This is a genomic window from Candidatus Cloacimonas acidaminovorans str. Evry (genome assembly GCF_000146065.2).
In the GTDB taxonomy this organism is placed as follows: Bacteria; Cloacimonadota; Cloacimonadia; order Cloacimonadales; family Cloacimonadaceae; genus Cloacimonas; species Cloacimonas acidaminivorans.
Window position 1 is genome coordinate 964950 of sequence record NC_020449.1, and the last position, 21393, is coordinate 986342.

At 35.4% G+C, this 21393-nt stretch carries 18 protein-coding genes; 11 read left to right on the forward strand and 7 right to left on the reverse strand.

Annotated elements, in window-relative coordinates:
• The first annotated feature begins 258 nt into the window (after nt 1-258).
• Nucleotides 259-2712 (forward strand): PKD domain-containing protein, encoded by a 2454-nt coding sequence (locus tag CLOAM_RS09030; protein WP_015424573.1) that lies wholly within the window; start codon nt 259-261, stop codon nt 2710-2712.
• Nucleotides 2713-3543: 831 nt separating this feature from the next.
• Here CLOAM_RS09030 and CLOAM_RS03995 read toward each other — a convergent pair.
• The 3 genes from CLOAM_RS03995 to CLOAM_RS04005 form a co-directional block, all read right to left on the reverse strand.
• A complete protein-coding gene (locus tag CLOAM_RS03995) occupies nt 3544-4929 on the reverse strand; it encodes a DUF3987 domain-containing protein (RefSeq protein ID WP_044278910.1) in 1386 nt (461 codons plus the stop codon).
• Nucleotides 4919-5950: a bifunctional DNA primase/polymerase gene (locus CLOAM_RS04000; RefSeq protein WP_015424575.1), complete on the reverse strand. Its 1032-nt coding sequence runs from the start codon at nt 5948-5950 to the stop codon at nt 4919-4921. The genes CLOAM_RS03995 and CLOAM_RS04000 overlap by 11 nt, the downstream gene beginning before the upstream one ends.
• Before the next feature lie 349 nt (nt 5951-6299).
• A complete protein-coding gene (locus tag CLOAM_RS04005) occupies nt 6300-6812 on the reverse strand; it encodes a hypothetical protein (RefSeq protein ID WP_044278911.1) in 513 nt (170 codons plus the stop codon).
• A gap of 80 nt (nt 6813-6892) precedes the next feature.
• Here CLOAM_RS04005 and CLOAM_RS09635 point away from each other — a divergent pair, with 80 nt between their 5' ends.
• From CLOAM_RS09635 to CLOAM_RS04015, 3 genes are all read left to right on the forward strand, one after another.
• The gene (locus CLOAM_RS09635) at nt 6893-7057 is read left to right on the forward strand and encodes a hypothetical protein (protein WP_157860001.1); all 165 of its coding nucleotides are present in this window, start codon (nt 6893-6895) and stop codon (nt 7055-7057) included.
• 73 nt (nt 7058-7130) lie between these two features.
• Nucleotides 7131-7568 carry a hypothetical protein gene (locus tag CLOAM_RS04010; RefSeq protein WP_015424577.1) on the forward strand — a complete coding sequence of 146 codons (438 nt, stop codon included), beginning with the start codon at nt 7131-7133 and terminating at the stop codon, nt 7566-7568.
• A gap of 30 nt (nt 7569-7598) precedes the next feature.
• Entirely contained in the window at nt 7599-8051 is a 453-nt protein-coding gene (locus CLOAM_RS04015; RefSeq protein ID WP_015424578.1) for a hypothetical protein, read from the forward strand.
• A gap of 217 nt (nt 8052-8268) precedes the next feature.
• On the opposite strand, the gene CLOAM_RS10110 is transcribed toward CLOAM_RS04015, so the two are convergent.
• Nucleotides 8269-8412 carry a transposase gene (locus CLOAM_RS10110; RefSeq protein WP_408605118.1) on the reverse strand — a complete coding sequence of 48 codons (144 nt, stop codon included), beginning with the start codon at nt 8410-8412 and terminating at the stop codon, nt 8269-8271.
• 251 nt (nt 8413-8663) lie between these two features.
• On the opposite strand from CLOAM_RS10110, the gene cas6 reads away from it, so the two are divergent.
• The 7 genes from cas6 (at nt 8664) to CLOAM_RS04050 (ending at nt 16633) form a co-directional block, all read left to right on the forward strand.
• The gene (cas6, locus tag CLOAM_RS04020) at nt 8664-9608 is read left to right on the forward strand and encodes a CRISPR system precrRNA processing endoribonuclease RAMP protein Cas6 (RefSeq protein ID WP_044278912.1); all 945 of its coding nucleotides are present in this window, start codon (nt 8664-8666) and stop codon (nt 9606-9608) included.
• A gap of 169 nt (nt 9609-9777) precedes the next feature.
• The gene (cas10, locus tag CLOAM_RS04025; RefSeq protein WP_044278913.1) at nt 9778-12285 is read left to right on the forward strand and encodes a type III-A CRISPR-associated protein Cas10/Csm1; all 2508 of its coding nucleotides are present in this window, start codon (nt 9778-9780) and stop codon (nt 12283-12285) included.
• Nucleotides 12278-12709: a type III-A CRISPR-associated protein Csm2 gene (gene csm2 / locus CLOAM_RS04030; protein ID WP_015424581.1), complete on the forward strand. Its 432-nt coding sequence runs from the start codon at nt 12278-12280 to the stop codon at nt 12707-12709. Before cas10 ends, csm2 begins: the two co-directional genes overlap by 8 nt.
• A gap of 2 nt (nt 12710-12711) precedes the next feature.
• The gene (gene csm3, locus CLOAM_RS04035; RefSeq protein WP_015424582.1) at nt 12712-13410 is read left to right on the forward strand and encodes a type III-A CRISPR-associated RAMP protein Csm3; all 699 of its coding nucleotides are present in this window, start codon (nt 12712-12714) and stop codon (nt 13408-13410) included.
• Nucleotides 13411-13419: 9 nt separating this feature from the next.
• Nucleotides 13420-14424: a type III-A CRISPR-associated RAMP protein Csm4 gene (gene csm4, locus CLOAM_RS04040; protein ID WP_015424583.1), complete on the forward strand. Its 1005-nt coding sequence runs from the start codon at nt 13420-13422 to the stop codon at nt 14422-14424.
• Nucleotides 14421-15455 (forward strand): type III-A CRISPR-associated RAMP protein Csm5, encoded by a 1035-nt coding sequence (csm5, locus tag CLOAM_RS04045; RefSeq protein ID WP_015424584.1) that lies wholly within the window; start codon nt 14421-14423, stop codon nt 15453-15455. Before csm4 ends, csm5 begins: the two co-directional genes overlap by 4 nt.
• Before the next feature lie 86 nt (nt 15456-15541).
• Nucleotides 15542-16633 carry a putative CRISPR-associated protein gene (locus CLOAM_RS04050; RefSeq protein ID WP_015424585.1) on the forward strand — a complete coding sequence of 364 codons (1092 nt, stop codon included), beginning with the start codon at nt 15542-15544 and terminating at the stop codon, nt 16631-16633.
• On the opposite strand, the gene CLOAM_RS04055 is transcribed toward CLOAM_RS04050, so the two are convergent.
• From CLOAM_RS04055 to CLOAM_RS04065, 3 genes are all read right to left on the reverse strand, one after another.
• Nucleotides 16625-18688 (reverse strand): CRISPR-associated ring nuclease, encoded by a 2064-nt coding sequence (locus CLOAM_RS04055; RefSeq protein WP_015424586.1) that lies wholly within the window; start codon nt 18686-18688, stop codon nt 16625-16627. The genes CLOAM_RS04050 and CLOAM_RS04055 overlap by 9 nt on opposite strands.
• An 8-nt stretch (nt 18689-18696) precedes the next feature.
• A complete protein-coding gene (locus CLOAM_RS04060; RefSeq protein WP_015424587.1) occupies nt 18697-20217 on the reverse strand; it encodes an SAVED domain-containing protein in 1521 nt (506 codons plus the stop codon).
• A gap of 274 nt (nt 20218-20491) precedes the next feature.
• Nucleotides 20492-21391, reverse strand: a complete 900-nt coding sequence (locus tag CLOAM_RS04065) for a hypothetical protein (RefSeq protein ID WP_015424588.1) — start codon at nt 21389-21391, stop codon at nt 20492-20494.
• Nucleotides 21392-21393: the final 2 nt, after the last annotated feature.

Consider the following 21393-nt stretch of genomic DNA (forward strand, 5'->3'; position numbering starts at 1 on the left):
TCTCGGTGGCTAAAAAATGAAAAAGCAGCCGTCACAATTCCGTGCCCATCAAACAAAATATTTTACTTGACAGAAACCGATTTTTGATTATGTAATATATATATTGATTATAACGAGGTGCAAGAGGATGAGGAACCCAAAGGTTATCTTCATAGATAATCAGATAGTTATCTTAAATAAGAGGAGAAATATCTATTCTTATTGGCATTTTTTATACACTTCAATTTGGTTTCAACTTAAAAAAAAGGAGTATTTATTATGAAACCCAAAATTTTCTTCACAATAGGAGCTCTTATGCTTCTGTTTTTCTTTACTGCCTGTGATAAAGATGAGGATAATAAACCCCCTGTCAATACGGATATCACAGTTGCCTTGAATAATTACTGGCAGTATCAAACAGACCTTACTTCCCTTATGGAAGAGCATGATGGCACAATGAACAATATTCAAAGTGCTATTCTTAACTTGGGCAGTAAAAAGAAAAATCGTGATGTCTTTACCGATATTGGTGCTTTGGTAGAGGCTTATAATAGCCAATCTAATGCTATAGCCGGTCAATTTGAAGTTCTGGTGCAAGCGGAAAATGCTATTATCCCTTATGGCGAAAGTAAGGGCTTACTCAGCAGCATTGCCAAAGGTGTTTATAACAAAGCCAAAGGTGCTGTAGAATCCGGTGGTAAGATGGTTTATTCGGGATGGAATGTTTTAAGCGGAAAGAAAAGTATCCGTCAGGTATTAAATGACCCTAATTCCGGTATACCTTTAATTTCCAGTTGGGCAGAAACAATTCAGGAACGAAATAGTGCCCGGGATGCTAAAATTAGGGATATGATTGAACACTGGAATCCTGTAACTTCTCCTGAAGATTGTAATTATACTATTCCTTACGATGATTTGGCTGGTGCCACTCCTCAAGAAAAAGCTAACACCTATTTGAATATGAGTGATGAAGACCCTGTAAAAATGGGAATGCGGAGAGATGTTTTGCTTTGGAGTGATGATGAACGGGAAGCGACTGCGCAAACAGCTAAAGAACTTGGCGAAACAGGTGTAAAAGCTGTTGGGGATGCTTATGGAGGTCCTGTTGGAGAATGGACAAATGAAGTAGTCAATCAAATGATGGAAGAAAATCAAACAACCGCTGATTGCGGAACTACGAATATTGATTTTCCCGTTACGGGTGGAAAAACACTGATTATAGCCAAAGCTAATATGCCTGAGGATAATCCTCGGATTGCGGTTGTTATGAACGCACCTCAAAATCTGGAACAACAATTACCCCAAGGAGAATATCATATAATTGCTATTGCAGAGGGCTATATTCGGGGTGTTTATGAATATCTGCAGATTGTTAGGAATCAGGTTACACCGGTTGTAGCTGAATTGCTGAAACTTGCGGAAAACCCCATTATTATTGAAAATTTAGCAGTTGATGAAGGTTGTATAGAGGTAAATCAACCGGTTCATTCCCATATAACTTGCGTAAGCACTATTGGGCAGGAGCTTTCCTTTGGATGGACAGTTTCCGGAGGTTCTTATACGGGGTTTAGTGCTAATGGAACCGAACTGACTTTTACTCCAACTGAAGAAAAAGAATATACTGTAACTGTTGATGTTTCAGATGGCCTCAATAATCATAAAATAAGAAGTATCTCCCTTGCTGCCTTAGGCGGAATGTTAGCTATTGATGATTGGGAAATTACGGATGAGGATTTTATGGATAATAAGCTGAATCCCGGTGAACAACTTACCGTTAAGCTATTTGTAAGCAATACGGGAACAACTAATCTGACCGGTTTTCATAATGTTCCCTCTGGAACAGGTTTTACTTCTTTATTTAATTCTACAACAGCCACTATCGCTGCCGGAACAACTATAACCGTTTATGTTCCTATAAGGATCAATAGTGAAATTAGTGTTGATGAAATTAATCTGCAGTATCAATTCACAACTCAGAATCAGAATAATAACACCGTCCTGATTAGCGATTCAGTTGAACTTCCGATAGATTTTTATGTGACTATAGATGAAATTAGCGAAGTAGTTACCAACCGTATCGTTACTATAACCGGGAAAATAGCTAATCCCAGCTTAAATTCAGCTCTTCTAATACTGGATAATGATAGTGAACATTCCTTTGAATTGAATTTGGATAACGGAAATTTTACCCAAGCAGTTGTTCTGAATGGATCAACCGAAGAAGTTCAACATACTGTATATGTAGTAGCAGTTTCAGGAGGGCTAACCGCTGAAGATACAATGAGTTTCACTTCTCTTGTCCCCTTAATGGCTTTGCATTGTACTCTCACTTGGGATACTTCAGGAACGGATGTGGATTTCTGGATTACCGACCCCAACGGCGAAAAATGTTATTGGGCTAATCGCTATACAGCAAGCGGTTTAGCTCTTGATGTTGATGATACAAATGGCTATGGTCCTGAAAATATAACTACGGAAAGTGTAATTCCTGGTGACTACCTGGTGCAGGTTCATTATTACAGTGACCACGATAATGAAAATGCTATCGGCACCAATTGCGTTGTTGTTATCCGTCAATCAGGACTTACACCTGTGAATTATTATGGCTATTTATCCGATACCGGAGATTTATGGACAGTAACTACTCTGCATTATGACAGCGTAAAGGGTTGGAGCATTAAACCGAATAGCAACTATTGTAAAATTAACCCTAATACTATGCCGAAAAAATAGTTAGAATGAAAAATTGAGAATGTAAAATGTAAAATTGAGAAAATAAAAAGCCCACTTTTACACCTTTTGACTTGCTTGCGGAGCTTCCTTACTGGAGTGTTTTCTGCTTATAAACAATGTATTGAGGAGTTCTCAAACTTAGTTTTGGTGCATATAAACAGACATATTTGTGGCACTTAAGAGGGCAGTAGGGAAGGAGGGGGAGAGGTGTTTGTAAGGAAGGTAAGGTGCTGATGATATAAAAGGATAATAAATTCATAAGTTACCGGGCGGGACTGTTAATTTATAACATACACAAGGACAGCAGATTACATAATAAAATAAGATAAATTCGCAAGTTACTGTAACTATATAGAGAGGGAGTAGATAGTAATAATAATATATACAGATATATATAATAATATATAATAAAGTAAAATAATAATACCAGAACTCATATATGACTATTCCCGAAAAGTGTCAATTTATCTAAGTCAATGCTCTAACTTGTTGATGTATAATAGATAACATAAAGGACTTGAGGGTAAATTTTACTGTGAATTTTATGTGAATTTATATAAATTTTGCCTTCAGGTTTTGTCTAATTTACACCCCCAATCCCATTTATTCCTTTTTCAGATATAGGATGATGTAACCTTTAGTAGGGATTGTAGCTTAAAATAGCTAATATTTACGCTTATATTGGCTTTCCAGAAACCAGCTATTTCGGGACAGCTTTAATAACAAGCGAATAAGCCGTCTAATTCTTTGTTCAGGACTGTAACCCATAGCCGATAAATAAAAATAGCCCCTGCGCCATAATAACGAGGGGCTATTGTTGATGGGTTAAATTTAACGAGGTTTATGGGGAAGATTATACATATCCCAGGCGATAGGATTAAGAGTATAAATTAATTTCTTCTTGTAAGTTCCTAAAGATTTTTCTTCTCTTACAGTTATTGCATCCTGCTGGATTAAGGTTTTTATAGCTTTTTTAAAATTATTAGCATTAAGATGGGTTTTTCTCATTAATTCAGAGTGTGTTGCCTTGTAATCAGGGCAGAGATATAGTTTTTCTATGATTTTTGCTTCGTTCTCTAATTTACCGGATTCAATGATATTAATGAATTTCAAGACATCATTAAAGAAATAATCACATAACAATAACGCTTGGGTTACCTGTTCCTGGTTAATTTGTGCAGATTTAAAAAAATCAGCCCATTTGCCCGTTTCCATAGCATTTCTTAGGTCATCTATATTTTCCATCATAAAAATGATTATAGATATTTTTAAAAAAGCTTGAGTATAAATTCTGACACCATAAGACCAGACATTATTGCCATATTCATTAATAATTTCATCTTTAAGGGGGTTCACATAGTCAGTAGCGTATTTGTTAGCGGACTCACTTAATTTGATTTCAAAAGGACCGGGAATATTTCTAAATAAGTTGAATATCTTTTCGTAATTTTCTATTTCTTCTGCGCAAGCAGTATTATCCTTAAATGTTATATCCGTATTTTCCGATGAAGGAGATATAATACAGTATAAAGCCCTTTGTAAAAAGCCCGAGTTCTGGTCGGCATTTGTTTTAAAATATTGTTGCATACTGGAATCCGTGCAACAGCTAAGAAACGATAAGGCGCAATCTTTAGGAATAATATTATTACTCATAGAATTATAATTGTATTCGTTACGGTCATAAAGATCAGTTAAAGTTTGAATCATTCCTTTATTTCCGGAAGAATGTGCTAATTCTAAAAGATTTCCGAATTCGTTTAAAAATAAAAGCCGACTAGGATTTTCCTTCAGCATAGACCCGAGTTTAGTTTGAGTTACTCTGCCTATAATAGGGTTTAATTTGTTATAATCCGTTTCGCTTTTATTGTCTAAACTTCTTAAATAGGGATTTAGAGTTGATATAGCCATATTCGCTGCTGTACTTTTCTGAGATTGGCTGGAAGGTCCTATTAAAATGACCCATAAATTAGGATAGATTTTATGGCTATTGTTCACCATATATACATTATTGCCAAGCTGAACGGAGATAACAGGCAACCAGGATGCCACTAAAGCTTTAGCAGATGCATTACATCCCTTTTGGGCAATCCCTATGTAATCATTCAAAAAATCAGGTAGTAAATCTACATTAAATTTGCTTTCCTGTTTGTTCCCGCCGATAATCGGTTCGGGTAAAATGTCTTGTTCGGATATAGATTGCATTGTACTATACTGCATATATTTTTCCTCCTTTATAAGTATTTTCATACCGCAGATATTCTCTGGTTAGATAGATGAAAGTTCCGAAATGAACATCATCGGTTATAGGAAAGGAATTCCACTTTTTTATCAGATACTCTTCTGTATCCTGATAAGCGGAATTATCGGCAAACAGCAGCCAAAGAGATAAACCCCTCTTCCCGAATTCATTCTTCAGCGCTATTCCCATCCTTATCCAATCATTATAATTAATAATAGTACCGTTCAGTTTTCTAATTAACTGAGCGGCTTGGTCGTAATTATCCTGAATATTAGGATAATAAGTAAAAGGGAAATAAGATTTTGTTATTGTTTTTTGGATAGGTGCCAAAGGTGTAGGATTATTGTTATATCCAAATATAGCATCCATAATAGGGATAAGCTTATTCGGATCATAATCCGTATCCTCTTTGTTTACAGGCATATTTACCCACTCATAAAAACCTCCATTCGTTACGATGGACGGGGGAGCAAAAATCAGCCCACCCTCAGCCCGGATATCAATACCTATATTCTTGTTTGTAGTAGTAAGCGTTTTACGCCCATAACGCTTTTTCCACAATTCCGAGTGCGATAAATTAAGATAAATATGCATTCCCCCGGAGGGTGTAAGGGCATAACAATAATTGTCAATTTCCAGACCGTATTCTGCGAGTAAAGCATAAATATCTGCATCTCTTTTATCAATATCAATCACCATCAGCTGAGATGCCTCACCAGTAATGATGGCTATCGCATTATGTTCCTGTTTAATTGACTCTACCGATAAAGAACTATTTTTCCACTGAGGCATATTACTGACTACTTTCTTACCCTTTTTCTCTTCCAAAGTAAATGTAACCAGTTTATAACCCAGTTGTTCGTAATAAAGCCAAGCATTATTCAAATCCACGAAAACAATTGCTTGGTGTCCTTTCTTCTTGTTTTCGGGCTGTTCTGCATCATAGTTAGGCGAAAAATTAGGTACTTTCACTTTTGTTTTAATAATCCCTTTTAACATTTTTAATCCTCAATTAATTATATTTTATTTTTTCTCTTCTTTTTTTCTTCTTGTGAAAATAGCTTTTTTTCATAATAATACTTATCTTATTTAAGGTAGTACCTCCTTATTAAATATTTTTTAGAATTTACATTATTAGTTCATAATCCTTATCCTCATTTTTAATGATTAACTCCATCCATATTATTATTGCCATAAATACTATTGTTATTAATGTGTCAAGCTGATTCTTAATATTTTATCGCCATTTTATTATCTATGTTTAGATTGGTTCATTATAAGCTATATTGAGAAAATAAGCGATAATGTTCTATCATCTTCTCTATAAATAAGTTATGATTATCATTCTTTATGTCTCTGAACATCTGCTATCCCAAAAAAAATTTAGTCCCCTGTGAAGACAGCGCTTAACAATAGCCACTGCTTCGCTGTAGCCATCCTTTTCCGCTTGTTTCAGCAGGGTGTCTATATCTTTGCGCAGGCGGTCGTATGCCTTGGAATCGTCATCATTAAAGCATTTTATTTTACCTGTAGGCAAAGTGGTTTCCTTGCGATACCGAATGAGGGCTTGAATTTCGTCGTCATAAGCGGTTGTAGCATTGAATGCCTTAAGTTCAATAAGACGGTTCAGGCGTTTATCTACACAGCGCAAGGTCTGTTCATCAGTCATACGAATAGGGGCAAAACGGTAACGGTTGCGGTTTATGAAATCAGGAGGAATTTGTAAGTTAAGAGCCAATTCCATATCCGCAGCCGGAATCGGGGTATCAGGATGGGCATAAAGCAGGTCTATCACTTTGCTACCCTTAAAGTTAGGATAGGTCTGCAGCATTGTTTGGATAGGTTCAACGGGCTTATTCATATTCATCTCCTTATAGTAACTAAATACTTAATACCAATAATAGATAAACAATATCTTGTCAAGTAAAATATGAGAAAAGAGTGGAGAAATTATTAGAAAAAAAAGAGGGAAGAATGAAGAGGGGGGAGAGGAGAGTTTCACAAAGAGGAAAAGAGAGAAAGAGAGAATTTTACAAAGAGGAAAAGAGAGAAAGAGAGAATTTTACAAAGAGGAAAAGAGAAAAAGAGAAAATAAAATCTGCGTGAGTACCGCGGGAAACGAAAATATTTAGGAAATAGGGGCTAAATTTCCGGCGTATATATATAGGAGGATAAAATAATGATTGTAGAATCCAAATTTGAATTACTCTTCTGCGGTAACTGCGATGGAATGGTATATTATTACAACAAACGCTTAGGCAAAATGATTGCCAGGAAATGGGTGAAACCTAAGACAACGGCAGCAAACCGGCGTTTGGGAGCAATTACCCGAAATTTGAAGTCCCTGAAGCCATCAGAAGGTTTTATCAAAGACCTGCGAGTTTATATTGCACTCTATGATTATTCTCCCGGCGAAAGACATTATATGAGCTGGCAAAATGTATATTTAACGCTGATGTATGCGCTGGCAAAGCAAAATCCAGCAGTTGATTTATTAACAATTACCCGAGAACAAATTACATCCGATAACCTGCCCTGCAAAAGTGTGAAAGACGCTATTGAAGCAGGACTTCTGCGTGAGGTTAACGGATATGAGAACTTGACGCAGGAAATATAAAAACCAAATATTTAAGGAGGGCTTTCTATTATGAAGGTTAAATTCAAGTACGGCATTAGAACCTATAGTGGAACTCTGGATGAGTTAACCTTTGGTTCCTATTTCAAAGACCGCGTGTGTATTGCACGCAGGTATGTAGTTCCTCGGCTTACAGATCAAAACGATTTGATTGGTAGCAAGATGAAGAACCTGGCTGTTATTTATGGAGATGTTTCGGAAAGCTACAAAGTAGAACTGAAACAATACGCTGCTATGCATTCCATTTTAACACCCAAAGGAAAACTTCCGGCTACTGCCTATGCGTTGTGGGTAAAAATGATGTTCCAATTTGCCAGTGCGGATGCGGAACATATTGACCTATCAACACTTACTTATTCGGATTTGCAAACCGTAGGCGACGACATTCTGTCTATTTCCTCCGCTGTATCCAACGGGTTTATGGATAATGTTCCCGGGGCGGATAAGCTGACGGCAAATATGTAAACAAGGGCGGGACTTAGTTCCCGCTTTTTTTTTCGCTTATTTTCCACAGATTTATTTTATAAAATATTCTTGGTAGTCATTAGTCATAAGCTCCCGAAAAATTATCTAACAGGCAAAGGTTAGAAAAGGTGCTATTGATTCCTTACTTAATTCCCGAAGAACGACAGGGATTTAGTTTTTCCTCTATAAAGAGTGATAAATGGAATGTTAATTGCATTTATGAAGATAGTCGCTTCCTGCTTATCCAGTCCTCTGAAAAGCGATGCAGGATAGCACCAAACAGCCGCAGGTAACTCTTTTCATCCGGGAATATCCTGAAACATTTCTCTCTTCGCTTGAGTTCTTCATTTAAGCACTCCATTAAGTTGGTGCATTTGATTCTACTCCAATGTGCTACTTCCGCTCTTTCATCTTTTTTTAACTTCGGTTGAGTTATGATCTTCTCCTTGTCTTTTAGTTTTATTAAAACCGTCAAAACAAAGTGCAGGAATCCGCCTCAACCCTTTTCTTCATCTGGCTTAACCTAATTTATACTAACCTTTGAGACACAACTTTCACTTTTTCCTTGACCTAAAGTTAGCACATATTTATCTAGTAATTGCAGGGGAAGATATGAAATATTTAGAGATAAAGGCTTTTTATCTTACTGATCAACCTATCGGAATGATAACTGATTTGTCTTCCGCAATTAGAGGTTTGTGGGGGCGAGGTTTACGCAAAATATACTGTTATCAGAAGCAATTGGAATGTAGTGAATGCCCTTTGGAAAATTGCACTTATTATGTCCTATTCGAGAAACAGCTTTCCTCTTCCGATCAATACCATCCTTATATTATTCAATCCAGGGTTATTAGTCCCTATCTAATTGAAGCCAAGTTTAAATTTTTCGGTTGGGTCTGTGATCATCTGGAAAAACTTCTTTATTCCATTATTAATACCAACAATATGCTTCTAAAGAGGGAAGGTAATTCATACAGATTAACCCTGCAGAAAATTGAAGATCTGAATTCCAACCAAATTTATAGTGCAGATAGTGAAATGATTACACGTCCTACGCTAAAAATGCTTTATTTCCGACCTGAGGAAGTTCCCTTATTGGAGATTACCTTCACAACTCCTTTACGCCAAAAACATCAAGGCAAGCTGATGAGTGAATTTATGTGGGAACCCTTTGCCAAGAGTTTAATCAATAGAATTCGCTTTATCAATGAACACTTTAATAGAAACGAACTGAATATTCCGGAACAGATAAATTTGGACGGAGTGGAAATAAAAGAAGCCAATACCTATTGGAGCGAAAAAATCAGGGTTTCCTTCCGGCAAGAAAGTAAAATGAGCATTGGTGGTTTGCTTGGTAGTGTTGTTTTAGCCAATGTTTCTCCCGAAATGATAGGTATGTTGAAATTAGGCAGATACTTACATACCGGTAAACAATGCACTTTTGGCAATGGCGAATTTGCCTTGCGCAACTTATCAGAAAATCAATCTGTTACGGAAAATAAATCCACACCAAGCCAAAATAAGGAAATATATTTGTCAGATAAATCTCCACCCTAAGCATATATTCAAGTAGGAATACAAGATTCCCAAAATAATATACTTCATTAGGAGGTAAAAAATGAAAACTAAAACAATCAAAATCGTCGTTATCGTTGCAACCGCTATTGCAACTATGGGAAAAACATTTCTTCAAACAACCAAAAAAGCTGAAGAATAAGGAGTGATTATGAGTTTATCTATTCATCATATCGTCCTCGCTGCTCTGATGCATGATGTAGGAAAAGTGATGCAAAGAGCTGGCTGTTCTGATGTTCCCAAATATAAAGAGAAATGTCGGAAGGATTCTAATAATTACCTTACTTATAAACATGCGATGTGGACTGCGGATTTTCTGGATAGTCATCCGCTTACTTTACCGGAAGGAAATTGGGAATCAATTGTAGAATTAGCCAGCTCTCATCACTGCAAGGACAGTTGGGAAATGCATAATTATGACCATTATTTGGATATGATTATGCAGGCAGATCAAATTTCTTCCAGTTGGGATAGAGAAGAGCCAGAAGAATCATCTACCGACAAGCAACGCTATCTGAAAGTGCCACTCTATTCTGTTTTCAGTAAGGTAAGCACCGGGGAAAATAAAACTGCAACTAACTCTACTCAATGGACATATCCCTTACAGAAGTTGACTCCGGATAATGCTTTTCCTAAGGAAAGTAATGATTTAATTGACCAAAGAGCTGCTTACAAAGCTCTCTTTGATAGCTTTGAAAAGGATTATTCAACTCTATGTGAATATTATAATGATTTGGCAAAGAAAAATATAGCCACTTTTGAAACGGAGCATTTTCCTCAATTTATTGATGCCGTAGATAGCTTGCTGAAAACCTATTTCTGGTGTGTTCCGGCAAATACTATGGAATCTACACCCATTGGTTCGTTATATCATCATCTGCATAATAGTGCTGCCATTTCCGCTGCTTTATATGCTCAAGATGAATGTAAAGAACATAGTGAACCTCCCTTTATAATTATTGCCGCTGACTTGAATGGTATTCAGAATTACCTTTACGACCTCAATCCGGAAAATTCTTCCAAAGCCAGTAAGCTCTTGCGTTCGCGTTCTTTTCAGATTCAGATGATTATGGAAATGTTGGCGGATAAAGTTATCAATGAACTTGATTTAAGCCACTTAAGCATTATTTCCAGCCAGGGTGGAAGGTGGTTTATTCTTGCCAATAACTCTAAAGAAAATGAGCAAAAATTGGAAGAAGTGAAGAGGACTGTAAACGCAGAAATGTTTACCAGGTTTCTGGGTTTGGTTAGTATTAATCTTAGCTGGGAAACAAAGCTGGGCTTGGCTGACCTGGGGAAAGAACATTTTATTAACACAATGAATCGGGTATATGAGTTCTTGGAAAAAGAAAAAATGAACAGGTTTTCTGCTTATCTGCAAAAGGATAATCAGTGGCAAACCGAAAACTTCGTTATCAATCACGATAATCTTTATTCCGACCAGATATGCGATTTTTGTAAACGGCGAAATTGCGATGATAAATCAAACGAAAAATATAGAGAAATTGAAAGCCCGGAAGAAGAAAACCCCCGCGTTTGCCATCATTGCTTACAGGAAATTAACTTAGGGAGAAATCTGGCTGAGAATAAAAACAAATTATTTAAGATTTGGCAGGGTGAAGAGGATAAAAATACTTATATCCACTTTGCCGGAATGAACTTTTCTCAGGTAAAAGCAGATGAACCGGAGGCGCTTAAAGGAAAAGAGCATTATTTTTGCCTCAGTGAAGAAAACAAAAACCTCCAAATTCCCAAACGCTATCTTGCTACCCAAGTTCCCATAAAAAATGGCAAGGTTTCTACTTTTGATGAAATTGCTAAACACAATGAAGGTTTGCAAGACAATGCTGTAATGAAAGGAGATGTAGATAATCTGGGTTATATTATAAGCCGCGGTTGGCAAAAAGATGATTCTGGAAATCCAATTTGCTCCATCACCGAATATTCAACCCTGTCCTTTATGCTGGATTATTTCTTCAGTGCCTATCTACCGGCTCTGATAAAAAAGCAATATCAGGATTCCATTTATACCATTTATTCGGGTGGAGATGATTTCTGCTTAATTGGAGCTTATGAAAAAGTAATAGCTTTCGCTTCAGAACTAAATGAAAAGTTCAATGAGTTCTGCGCTAAAAATCCGGATATTCATTTCTCTGCGGCAATTACTTTGGCTCATTCCAAAGAGCCAATAAAGTTCTCAATTAATTCTACAGAATTAAGATTGAAAGACGCAAAGCAGGAACCGCATAAGAATTCTTTGCACCTCTATGAAACCATTGTCCAGTGGGATAAATTAACCGATTTATTGGACTTTGCTGATAAATTAAATAATTGGTTAGATCAAGAAGAGCTAACTCTTCAATTCCTATATCGCTTGCTAACCTACCATCAAATGTATCTGGAAACCCTGAATAAAGAAAATGTAAACTATCGCAACTTTTTGTATGAGTCCCTTCTCAACTACGATATCAAAAGGAATATAGAAAAAATGAAGGACAATAAACTTACAAATCCTGAAATTGTAAATAAACTTAGAAGTTTAACCGGTTTGGAAGAGGGAAACACAATGAAGTATTTAAGAATCCCTCTCTGCCATACAATTTACAAAAACCGCAACAAAACAAGAACGATAAAAACAAAGGAGAATAAAAATGTATAATTACCAACAAAATCGTAATACCCCACCCGATAGTGTAAAGAAACAATATGGACCCTTTTTTAAAGAGGACGGTTCTTTAATTCTGGACTGGGTTGGCGAAAAAGCAAATATCACTTCAAAAGATTTTAGTGATAAAAAGATGTCATCTACAGGATTGAGAAACTTTTATAATGAATTCCTGCGGATTAAGCAACTTCCAACAGAGCATAAGCAAGAGAAATTAATTTTGATAAAACTTCTTGTTGCTAAAGCCAATTATAAAGAAATAAATTCAAAAGATAGAAGAAGCAAGATACCACATGAATTCACAATTTTTATTACTAAATTAGTTAAAGAAATAGGCGAAGATATCAAAAAATTTGAAAATGCCTGCTTAATTATGGAAGCCATAGTTGGTTTCTTTCCAAATGATAAAGGAGAATAAAAATGTTCACAACTAACATAATTACTGGAAAAATATTGCTTAGAAGCGGTTTACACATTGGTGGCAATAAGGATACTATGCAAATTGGTGGTATTGATAATCCCGTAATAAAGAATCCCTTAACCAATATGCCCTATATTCCGGGTTCTTCATTAAAAGGGAAGATGAGATTTTTACTGGAACATTATAATAACTTTGTTCAAGGCGATGGTAAGATACCAGGATTAAAAGTTAACGAGAGAGAAAATAAAATAGCCATAATTTTTGGGCATCTTGAGCATACTGAAAATAGTACTGATACCAAACCTACCCGGATTATTTTTTCCGATTGTAATATAATTGGGGCAAGAGATGAAACTGGTAATTTAATTACAGATCTTGAATATCTGAAAGAAAAAATGCTTTCCTGTTTTGTAGAAACAAAAACCGAAGTAACTATTGACAGAATTACAGGAACAGCGAAAAAAGGTGGTCTAAGATCTTTAGAAAGAGTGCCTGCAGGTGTGGTTTTTGATTTGCATATTGTGCTGAAAAATTACGAAGACAGTGATAAAGATAATCTGGAAATAATCAAAAAGGGCTTAAAGCTTTTGGAAAATGATGCTTTGGGCGGTTCAGGTTCCAGAGGAAGTGGTAGAATAGAATTTCTTGATCTTCAAGTTGATGGAGCTTCTATAGATTTAAAATCAATTCAGCTGTAGGAGGTCGTAATGACTACCTGGAAAATATCCTGGAAACCCTTATCTTCTCTTTCCACGCCTTTGCAGAGCGATACAATCTTTGGTCATCTTTGCTGGGCTGTAAATTACTTATGGGAAGATAAGAATAAACTTACGGACTTCTTAAATGCTCTTAAGGAAGCACCTTGTCTAATATTATCTTCAGCTTTTCCAGCAGGTTCTTTACCCAAACCGGTTATTCCCGTAAAGGATGAATTATTGGATGAAATAAGGCAAACTTTGAAAGGAGAGCTGAATGAAATTACGGATTTGGAAATTTCTCAAGTGCTTAAGGATTTGAAAAAAGATAAGTGGATAAGAAGAAAAGACCTACAAGAAAAGAATTTTGTCTATGATGTAAAAAATGATTTGAAATCTTTATCACTGGTGAAAGGTAAAGAAATACTGAAAAACAGAGGTAACCCCAAATTTAATCCTAAATCCGAAGAGGAAATAATAGAGTTTCACAATATGATAGATAGGATAACCGGCACCACTACCGGAAGCGGAGAACTATTTGCCAGCTCTACCGTATTTTATAATGACATCAGCTTTGAATCCTGGTTGGATACGGATTATTTTGGCGAATCTGAAATCAAGGAAATATTCCAGTTCATTGAACAGAATGGATTTGGCAAGGATAAGAACACCGGTAAAGGCAAATTTGAAATTCTGGTAGAAGAATTTCATTGGCAGGATTGTCCTCAGAATAATGCTTATCTTAATCTTTCCAATATGGTTCCCAGTTCAACAGATAGCACTATTGCATCCTATAATTCTAAAACTAAGTTTGGTAAAGTAGGAGGTGATTTTGCTATTCAGAAGACACCTTTCAAATATCCGATCTATATTATTGAACCAGGAGCTGTATTTTTTGCCCAAGGCAAGGATAAAAAACCGGTAGGTTCGTTACTAAGCAATATCCATCCCACCGAGAATATTGTTCAAAACCTGTATTCTTTTAGTATACCAATTAAGATAAGTGAGGAACAATGATTAGAGAAGGAAATATCAAATATAATGTGATTCCCTTAAGCTATGTTCATATTGGGAATGGCTCTACTTATGACCCCTTTAGTTTTGTTATCAAGAATGGTTATGCTTATAATATAAATCAAATCGCTTATATTGAATATCTCAAAAAAACAGCAAGTGCAGAATTTAATAAAGTGCTTGAATCTGAAGATTATAAATCTATACTGAGGTATTTATATGATTGTTTTGATCCCGATAACCATCTGTATTTAAGTCGCTATCCTGTAAATCCAGATATTGAATCTATTTTTTTAGAGCATATTAAAAATCCTGATAATCAGAATCAAATTTGGGCTTTTACCAAAAATGCATTAGGGGTTCCTTATATTCCAGGAAGTTCTGTAAAGGGAGCTATTCGTTCCGCTATTATTGCTGCTTTACAAAGTAAAATCCAATTAAAAAATTTGAAAAGCGATTTTGAATTTGAATTGTTAGCAGGTGAGAATGAAAAAAAGGCAACTGTTAGTTCTGACCCTTTCAAATATTTAAAAATTTGTGATGCTCCCTTATCTGATAATTATCTGGATATTGAACGCATTGAAAGAATCTATATTGACAAGAATAAATCTTCTGCTCCTATATACGCAGAAACAATTAAACCGTCAGAATTGCCAATAACTAAAACGACTTTAACTTTATCGGATAATTTCTTGCAACATAAAGGTATTCAGTATCTTTTTCCTCCTCAAATGAAGATTATTGATAAAATACTTGCTATATTCCAAACCATAAATAGGTTTTATTATAATAAAATTGAAGAACTTAATAAAAAAATAACTAATCCCGAAATAAAAGATGCATATAAACTAATTATTCTGGAATTAAAAAAACTTCTTTCTAATAATCGATCAGGTAATTTTATCCTTCATATCGGAAAGGGAGCTGGAACAAATTTATTACAAATCCAAACTCCCAGTAGTGAATTTCCAAAAACCATAAGTTTAGTGGATAAAAAACCTATTGGCTGGCTTAAATTTGAGTTTTATAAATAAGATAATTAGAATTTGGGCAAAGTAAGATGGTCAATAATCTACCTATGGGTTGGATGAGATTAACTTTTTAATATAGAGGAGAAAAAATGAATTCTATTATCCTTTCGCCGGTCGGAACCAGTATTTTTACTAAAGGGAAGTTTCCTCCCGAAATTAATAAATTCTCTAACTGCAAAAAGTTAGAAGAGATTCCTTCCGACCAGCGAGAGGAAATTTCTTCTTATATTCAAGAGGTAAAAGAATTGTTGCTGTCTTCCTCTATGGAAGATGTAAAAAAAAGGTCTGCCGAGCTGAATGGCATTATTCGTTATTATAATGATAATCTGCGTAATGCTGCAAAGGATATTCATTATTTGTTACCGAGTGATACTTATATTGGAAGAAGTGCCTGTGAGATAGTAAAAAGTTTTCTGCAAAATTATGTTAAAGATGTAAGGATTATGGAGATTAAGGATTTGCAGACCTACGATTGTGAAGGATTTCAATATGCATTAAGTGATTTGGTTAGCCAAATAATGACTATTAAAGAAGGGTTACTTTCTGAGCAAAAATTAATCTTTAACCTTACTGGCGGTTTCAAATCCATTCTTTGCTTTCTGCAATCGCTGGGGATGTTTTACGCTGATGAAACAGTTTATGTATTTGAATTTTCCGATTCTTTGTTGAGGATACCGGCTTTACCTGTAAAGTTAGTTCCTGATGATTATCTGAAAGAGTATATAACTGTTTTTCGCCGTTTGCACAATGGTTTGTCTGTTACTGAAGAGGAATATAATAAAATTCCGGAGAGTTTAATTCTCAAGCTTTATGGTGAACCAACTCTTTCTGCTTATGGAAAGATTGTTTGGGATAATTTCCGCAAAGACCTCTATTCCGAAAAGCTGTTAGATTCCATCAGCCCGAAAGTAAAATACAGTGAGAGCTTCTGGAAAAGTACCAAGGACTTGGAGAAAGACCGTTTTTATAATCTGAATATGCGTATTGATGAAGTCAGTTGCTTTATGGAAAAGGAAAATAAACCCAATCCCGCTTCTTTAGACCTGAAAAAATTAGAAATCCCTAAAGGAATTAGCACTCACGAATTTGACGCTTGGGCAGATAAAGATGCTAAAAGGGTCTTTTGTCATTTTGAGCAAGATACTATGGTTTTAGATATTCTTTTGGAGGGCTTACACTAATTGCATTATTTTTTGTTCGGCTTTTTTGATTAGTTCCTGCTTCTGTTCTTTGTTTTGAAAAGAGCTTACAAAACTATTCCGAATCAGAGTTAAAATCTCCCATTTACTTAATCCGCCTTCTGTCATTTTAGCCGCTTTTAAATATTCTTTGCTGATATCGGTTCTGGAAATTCCCGGATCGTCAGAACAAATACAAACCTTTATCCCTTTTTGTAAATATTGTTTCAAAGGATAAATACACATTTTAGAAGTAGAATTAATACTATAGTCCCGATATCCCTTTATTTGAAAATTGCTGCTGGGACAAAGTTCAATAGCAGTTCTCTTGTCTTTCAGTTTTTCCATCAGGTTTTCATCATCTTGCAAATATAACCCGTGTCCAATTCTATCGGCATTTAAGTTATACACTGTATTCCACATATTTTTAACAGAAGTAGTTTCTCCGGAGTGAATAGTAATTCTTAGGCAATCCTCCAATAGAGGTAATATTTTTTCTCTTAAAGAAATTGTTTCTCCCATTTCCGGCCCTGCCAAATCAAAACCACAGATAAAATCGCTGATTTTCCCATTTTGTCCTTTTAATTCTTTACACAGATTGATGTGTTCATTTAAAATTTTAGGGCTTTTATGTCTACTACCGATGATAATTAAACGGAAAACGCATTCTGCATCTTTCAATTCGTCATACAATATTTCCACCACTTCAGTTGCTTTTAAATTATTGGTATAGTTACAAGGTGAGCATCTTAATTCCTTATAAAGCAGGTTATTCTTTTTTGCATCATCTTTCAATTGCTTACATATCTCTCGTAATGCTTCTTCTGTTTGTAATAGGGTAGAACCCTGAAAATCGCCAATCTCCTCATATCTGTTTAAGCCGATTGCTATAAAGTTTTCTTCCTGAAGCATATCTCCCCAGATAACCTGTTCCAGCAAATTTTCATTGTTCTCAAAACAGAGTAAATATAAACTGCTATCTAAGCAGCGTAAGTTATTTTCCTGCATATTTATTGCTTTCCAGGTTGCTCTCAGCTCATTAAGGTTTTTCTTTTGGATAGAAGCAGTAATTTCTCTTTCCAGTTCTTTTTCCTTTAAGCTGTTACCTAAATATTTAGCATTTGCTGTAGCAATCTTAATTAATCCTTTAGTATCTGCAAAACCACCCAAATGACAATGTAAATCAGTTTTGGGTAAATTATACAGCCACCTCAGGTCTTGTTTGCTGTTATCAATTCCGTTTATATATTTCTTTTTCAGCTCATTTATTTTGTCGGGATTTAACAGATGAAGAATTTGAAAATTGGAAGCGGGTTCAGAATAGCGCAGTTTATTATAATAGTTGATTGTAAGATTATCCTGTTGTGCTTGTAGCTTTTCTACCAAATCCAGAAAGGAGGTATCTTCATCATTATAGCTATATATATTATCTGTAATTTCAGCTTTAGGAAGTTTAACTTCATTGTCCTCCATTAATTCTGCCAGTTTACCGGCAGGAATATCTTTATTATAAAGAACCGGGGTTATTTTGTTTATTTCTTGATAAGCTATATTTTCCGGTGTTGTCTCCAAATCAAAATTCACCATCCCCTCGGCTAAAATATGAATCATTGCTTTGCACCCAAATAGATATGCAGCTTGTTGTATGTCACTGCTCATTGTTTTTCTGCCACCGCTAAGGCATAGATAAAGGTCTTGTGTGTTTCCTGTTTTATAAACCTTATAAACGATGCTATAAATTAAGTTTCTCATCATTCTGGCATCATTTTGGCTTAATATATCGGTCAGTTGGTTTAACTTATGAAATTGCAATTCTATATTTAAATTTTGAGCTGTTAACCAATTTTCTACCTCTTGTTTGCTGGTTGTAAAACTATCTTCAGTACAAATCATCGTGATAGATGTTACCGGTTTCAATTGATTCTCATCTATTTCTGCCTGCAATGCTTCAAAATTTTTATGGTTACAATACAGAGGGTATTGTTGATAATTTAAAAAGCCCACCACTTCTGCAATCAAATGACTCGTTTTACCCATTGAGACGATTAATTGGCTCATATTTTAGCTCATAAATTTAACATTTTATCCAGGGAGAACACACACCGATATTTTGGCTCTTCAGCATTAAACTGATAGTGATAAACATCAACTGGCAAAAAATGTCCTACAGCAATTCCCAAAGCCATACAAAGTGCGGTAGGAGCTGTCTGAAACAAATGAATTCTTTCCCAATGATATTCTTGTCTGGCTGTATTTAAAGCAGAATTTATTTCTTGCAAATATGGCAGCCAGTTTTGGCTTGTTTCCATTACCCCTTGGTTTTCTCTGGCTTGTATAATTAAGAAATTATTTATCTGTAATTGTTTTTGACAATATGCTTTTGCCTCTCCAATCGGATTATGGCTTCCCAGATAAATAATGAAACCCAGTTCGTTTTTATGTGGCTCATTAATTAATAGTTCGCTTTGGATATATTGGTAGTCCTCTTTTTTAACAGAAACATTTTTCAGTTGCCTGGCATTTTCTTTTCCGTAGAGGATAAAAACCTCGTGGTAAGTAGTATTGGAAAATTCCATTTGTAAAATACTTACTGCTCTTTTAAATCCGAAAAGAGCACCAATTCCCAATTGCAAAGTGCTTATTTGTCCGGCATAAAACCATAAGACCTTCTTCGGCATCACCTTATCTTCCAGAAGTTTGAATTTATCTTTCACCTGTTCTTGCAGCAATTTTTGCCAGGCATTGGCTTCAAAAGGAAGAATGCCATTACCGAAAATAGCCAGGTCACTATTTGTGATACCGTAAAAATCTTCCAATAGTTCATAGCTAAACCAGCTGAATTTTTCCTGCACTTTTTGTTCCATTGCTTTTTGCCAACGCTTTAGTTCATTCTCTTCACCTTGATATTGAATAACAGGCAGGGGAATGGTTTCAGTATTTAACCAGGCATCAAGCTGTTCAATTTTTTTTATTCTATGCACCAGGTTTTGGCAGCAGCGCTTTTTGTATTCAATTTCTTCTGCTGTAATAATTTCTCCGGAGGGCAAAACAATACCGCTATAGGCAATTTTAGAGATTATTTTTTCATCTTTTACTAGCAAAGTTGCCAAAACTGCCAGTTGCCAGGAATTTCCCTGTATATTTTTATTAAAACCGATAAGGCAGTTTTGCTTTCCTAATTGTGCCAAATAGCTGAAGTTTTCAATTTTATCGCCTAAAATGGCTAATGCTATCGGTTCCTCGGATTTCAGTTTATATACAAATACTTTTGCTAAAAAAGCATTTTTCCGGCTATCTACCGCCGGGAAAAGACCTATTTTAGGTTGTTGCTGGCTAAGGGATTTTAGTTCGTTTTCCGAAATTCCCCAAAGCTTACTTAACTGGGTTAAATATTTTCTCTTAGCGGAAAGCCAAAGCAGAGCATTCAGCTTTATATACGGGTTGTTTGCTTTTTCCAGTAAATTATAAACCCACTCTTCATCATCTTCTGAAACTCTATCTTGCTGAATGTATTGCAAAATTATAAGTTCTGCTTCTGCTGAACCGCTTTTTAAATATTTATCGGCTGTTTCGTTAAATTTTGGCATTTTTTATATTTCCTATTCCTCGGAACTTTTTTTTATCCTGCTATTTTACTCTCTCTTCGCCAGGTTAAAACCCGGCTACTTCTAAATGAGTTATGGTTATTTTATTCACCGGATTAAAATCCGTTGTTATTATCTATCGTTCCTACGGAACTTTTTTTGTTCTGTCTTCATTTCTTATATTCAAAATCCTGTAAATCCTTTTTATCCTGTTCATCCCATACTTATTCTCATTTGTTAATCTGCGTCATCCGCGAAATCTGCGTGAACCCTTCCTTCAAAGCACCTTAAGCTTTATATCCAAAAGGTCTTGTGCCTGTTTTGGGAAAAAGGGCACAAAATTTGCCAGGACAATTTGTTTAGGCAATTTTCCTTTAAACACTATTATATTTCCACAACGAATTTCCGCTTTTTTATCAATCAGATTTTCATCCGGAAGTAATAGTAAATTATGGCATTCATCTTTTTGCAATGTATAATTCTCAGCAAAATAAGCATAGTCATTGAGCTTCTTCATATCAGGAGAAATAATACCCAGAGCAAATTGTGCTATATGTTTATCGGCAGCCGCAAGTTGCAAAGTATCTTCAGGTTTTCTTTTATATTGCAGTTCAATCTGAGGAATCCAAATTAGGGGATTGCTTTGTCTGCATCTTAATTCCAAGGTAATATTATGTTCCATAATCCGGAATTTGTTTTCGGGACTTTCCAGGTCTGTATTTATATTTTTATTAATTGGATGCTCTTTTTTCAGTTCTAATTTCAACTTCTCCAAATTCTTTCTTTCAATAAAATCCATTTCTATTGCCTCTTCAATTTCTTGTTCTGTAATATAAAAGTAGTTATCTGTTTCCAGAATGTATTTTCCGCTGTCGGTTGCAAACAAAATGTCAAATTCACTGGCAAAAACAGTATAGGGGCTTAATTTATAAGCTAAATACCGATCCTTTCCCATTTCGTCTATTATTAAACAGCAAATTAAATAATCGTTATTTTCAAGCATTATAATACTACCGGGTAATTGATCGGGATACTGTTTGGGCTCTGGAAAACTGAATTCTGCATCTTCAGGCAGAAATAATTCCCTATCTTCCAGTTCTATTGGGGGCGTTTTTGTCTCTTTTTTAATACCCTCCAAATATGCCTGGTATAAAAGTTCTTTATCTTTTTCGTTCATTA

Bases quoted from the DNA above. Each gene is read 5' to 3' on its own strand.
- CLOAM_RS09030 (WP_015424573.1), top strand. From the start codon at position 259: ATGAAACCCAAAATTTTCTTCACAATAGGAGCTCTTATGCTTCTGTTT.
- CLOAM_RS03995 (WP_044278910.1), bottom strand. From the start codon at position 4,929: ATGCAGTATAGTACAATGCAATCTATATCCGAACAAGACATTTTACCC.
- CLOAM_RS04000 (WP_015424575.1), bottom strand. From the start codon at position 5,950: ATGTTAAAAGGGATTATTAAAACAAAAGTGAAAGTACCTAATTTTTCG.
- CLOAM_RS04005 (WP_044278911.1), bottom strand. From the start codon at position 6,812: ATGAATAAGCCCGTTGAACCTATCCAAACAATGCTGCAGACCTATCCT.
- CLOAM_RS04010 (WP_015424577.1), top strand. From the start codon at position 7,131: ATGATTGTAGAATCCAAATTTGAATTACTCTTCTGCGGTAACTGCGAT.
- CLOAM_RS04015 (WP_015424578.1), top strand. From the start codon at position 7,599: ATGAAGGTTAAATTCAAGTACGGCATTAGAACCTATAGTGGAACTCTG.
- CLOAM_RS10110 (WP_408605118.1), bottom strand. From the start codon at position 8,412: ATGGAGTGCTTAAATGAAGAACTCAAGCGAAGAGAGAAATGTTTCAGG.
- cas6 (WP_044278912.1), top strand. From the start codon at position 8,664: ATGAAATATTTAGAGATAAAGGCTTTTTATCTTACTGATCAACCTATC.
- cas10 (WP_044278913.1), top strand. From the start codon at position 9,778: ATGAGTTTATCTATTCATCATATCGTCCTCGCTGCTCTGATGCATGAT.
- csm2 (WP_015424581.1), top strand. From the start codon at position 12,278: ATGTATAATTACCAACAAAATCGTAATACCCCACCCGATAGTGTAAAG.
- csm3 (WP_015424582.1), top strand. From the start codon at position 12,712: ATGTTCACAACTAACATAATTACTGGAAAAATATTGCTTAGAAGCGGT.
- csm4 (WP_015424583.1), top strand. From the start codon at position 13,420: ATGACTACCTGGAAAATATCCTGGAAACCCTTATCTTCTCTTTCCACG.
- csm5 (WP_015424584.1), top strand. From the start codon at position 14,421: ATGATTAGAGAAGGAAATATCAAATATAATGTGATTCCCTTAAGCTAT.
- CLOAM_RS04050 (WP_015424585.1), top strand. From the start codon at position 15,542: ATGAATTCTATTATCCTTTCGCCGGTCGGAACCAGTATTTTTACTAAA.
- CLOAM_RS04055 (WP_015424586.1), bottom strand. From the start codon at position 18,688: ATGAGCCAATTAATCGTCTCAATGGGTAAAACGAGTCATTTGATTGCA.
- CLOAM_RS04060 (WP_015424587.1), bottom strand. From the start codon at position 20,217: ATGCCAAAATTTAACGAAACAGCCGATAAATATTTAAAAAGCGGTTCA.
- CLOAM_RS04065 (WP_015424588.1), bottom strand. From the start codon at position 21,391: ATGAACGAAAAAGATAAAGAACTTTTATACCAGGCATATTTGGAGGGT.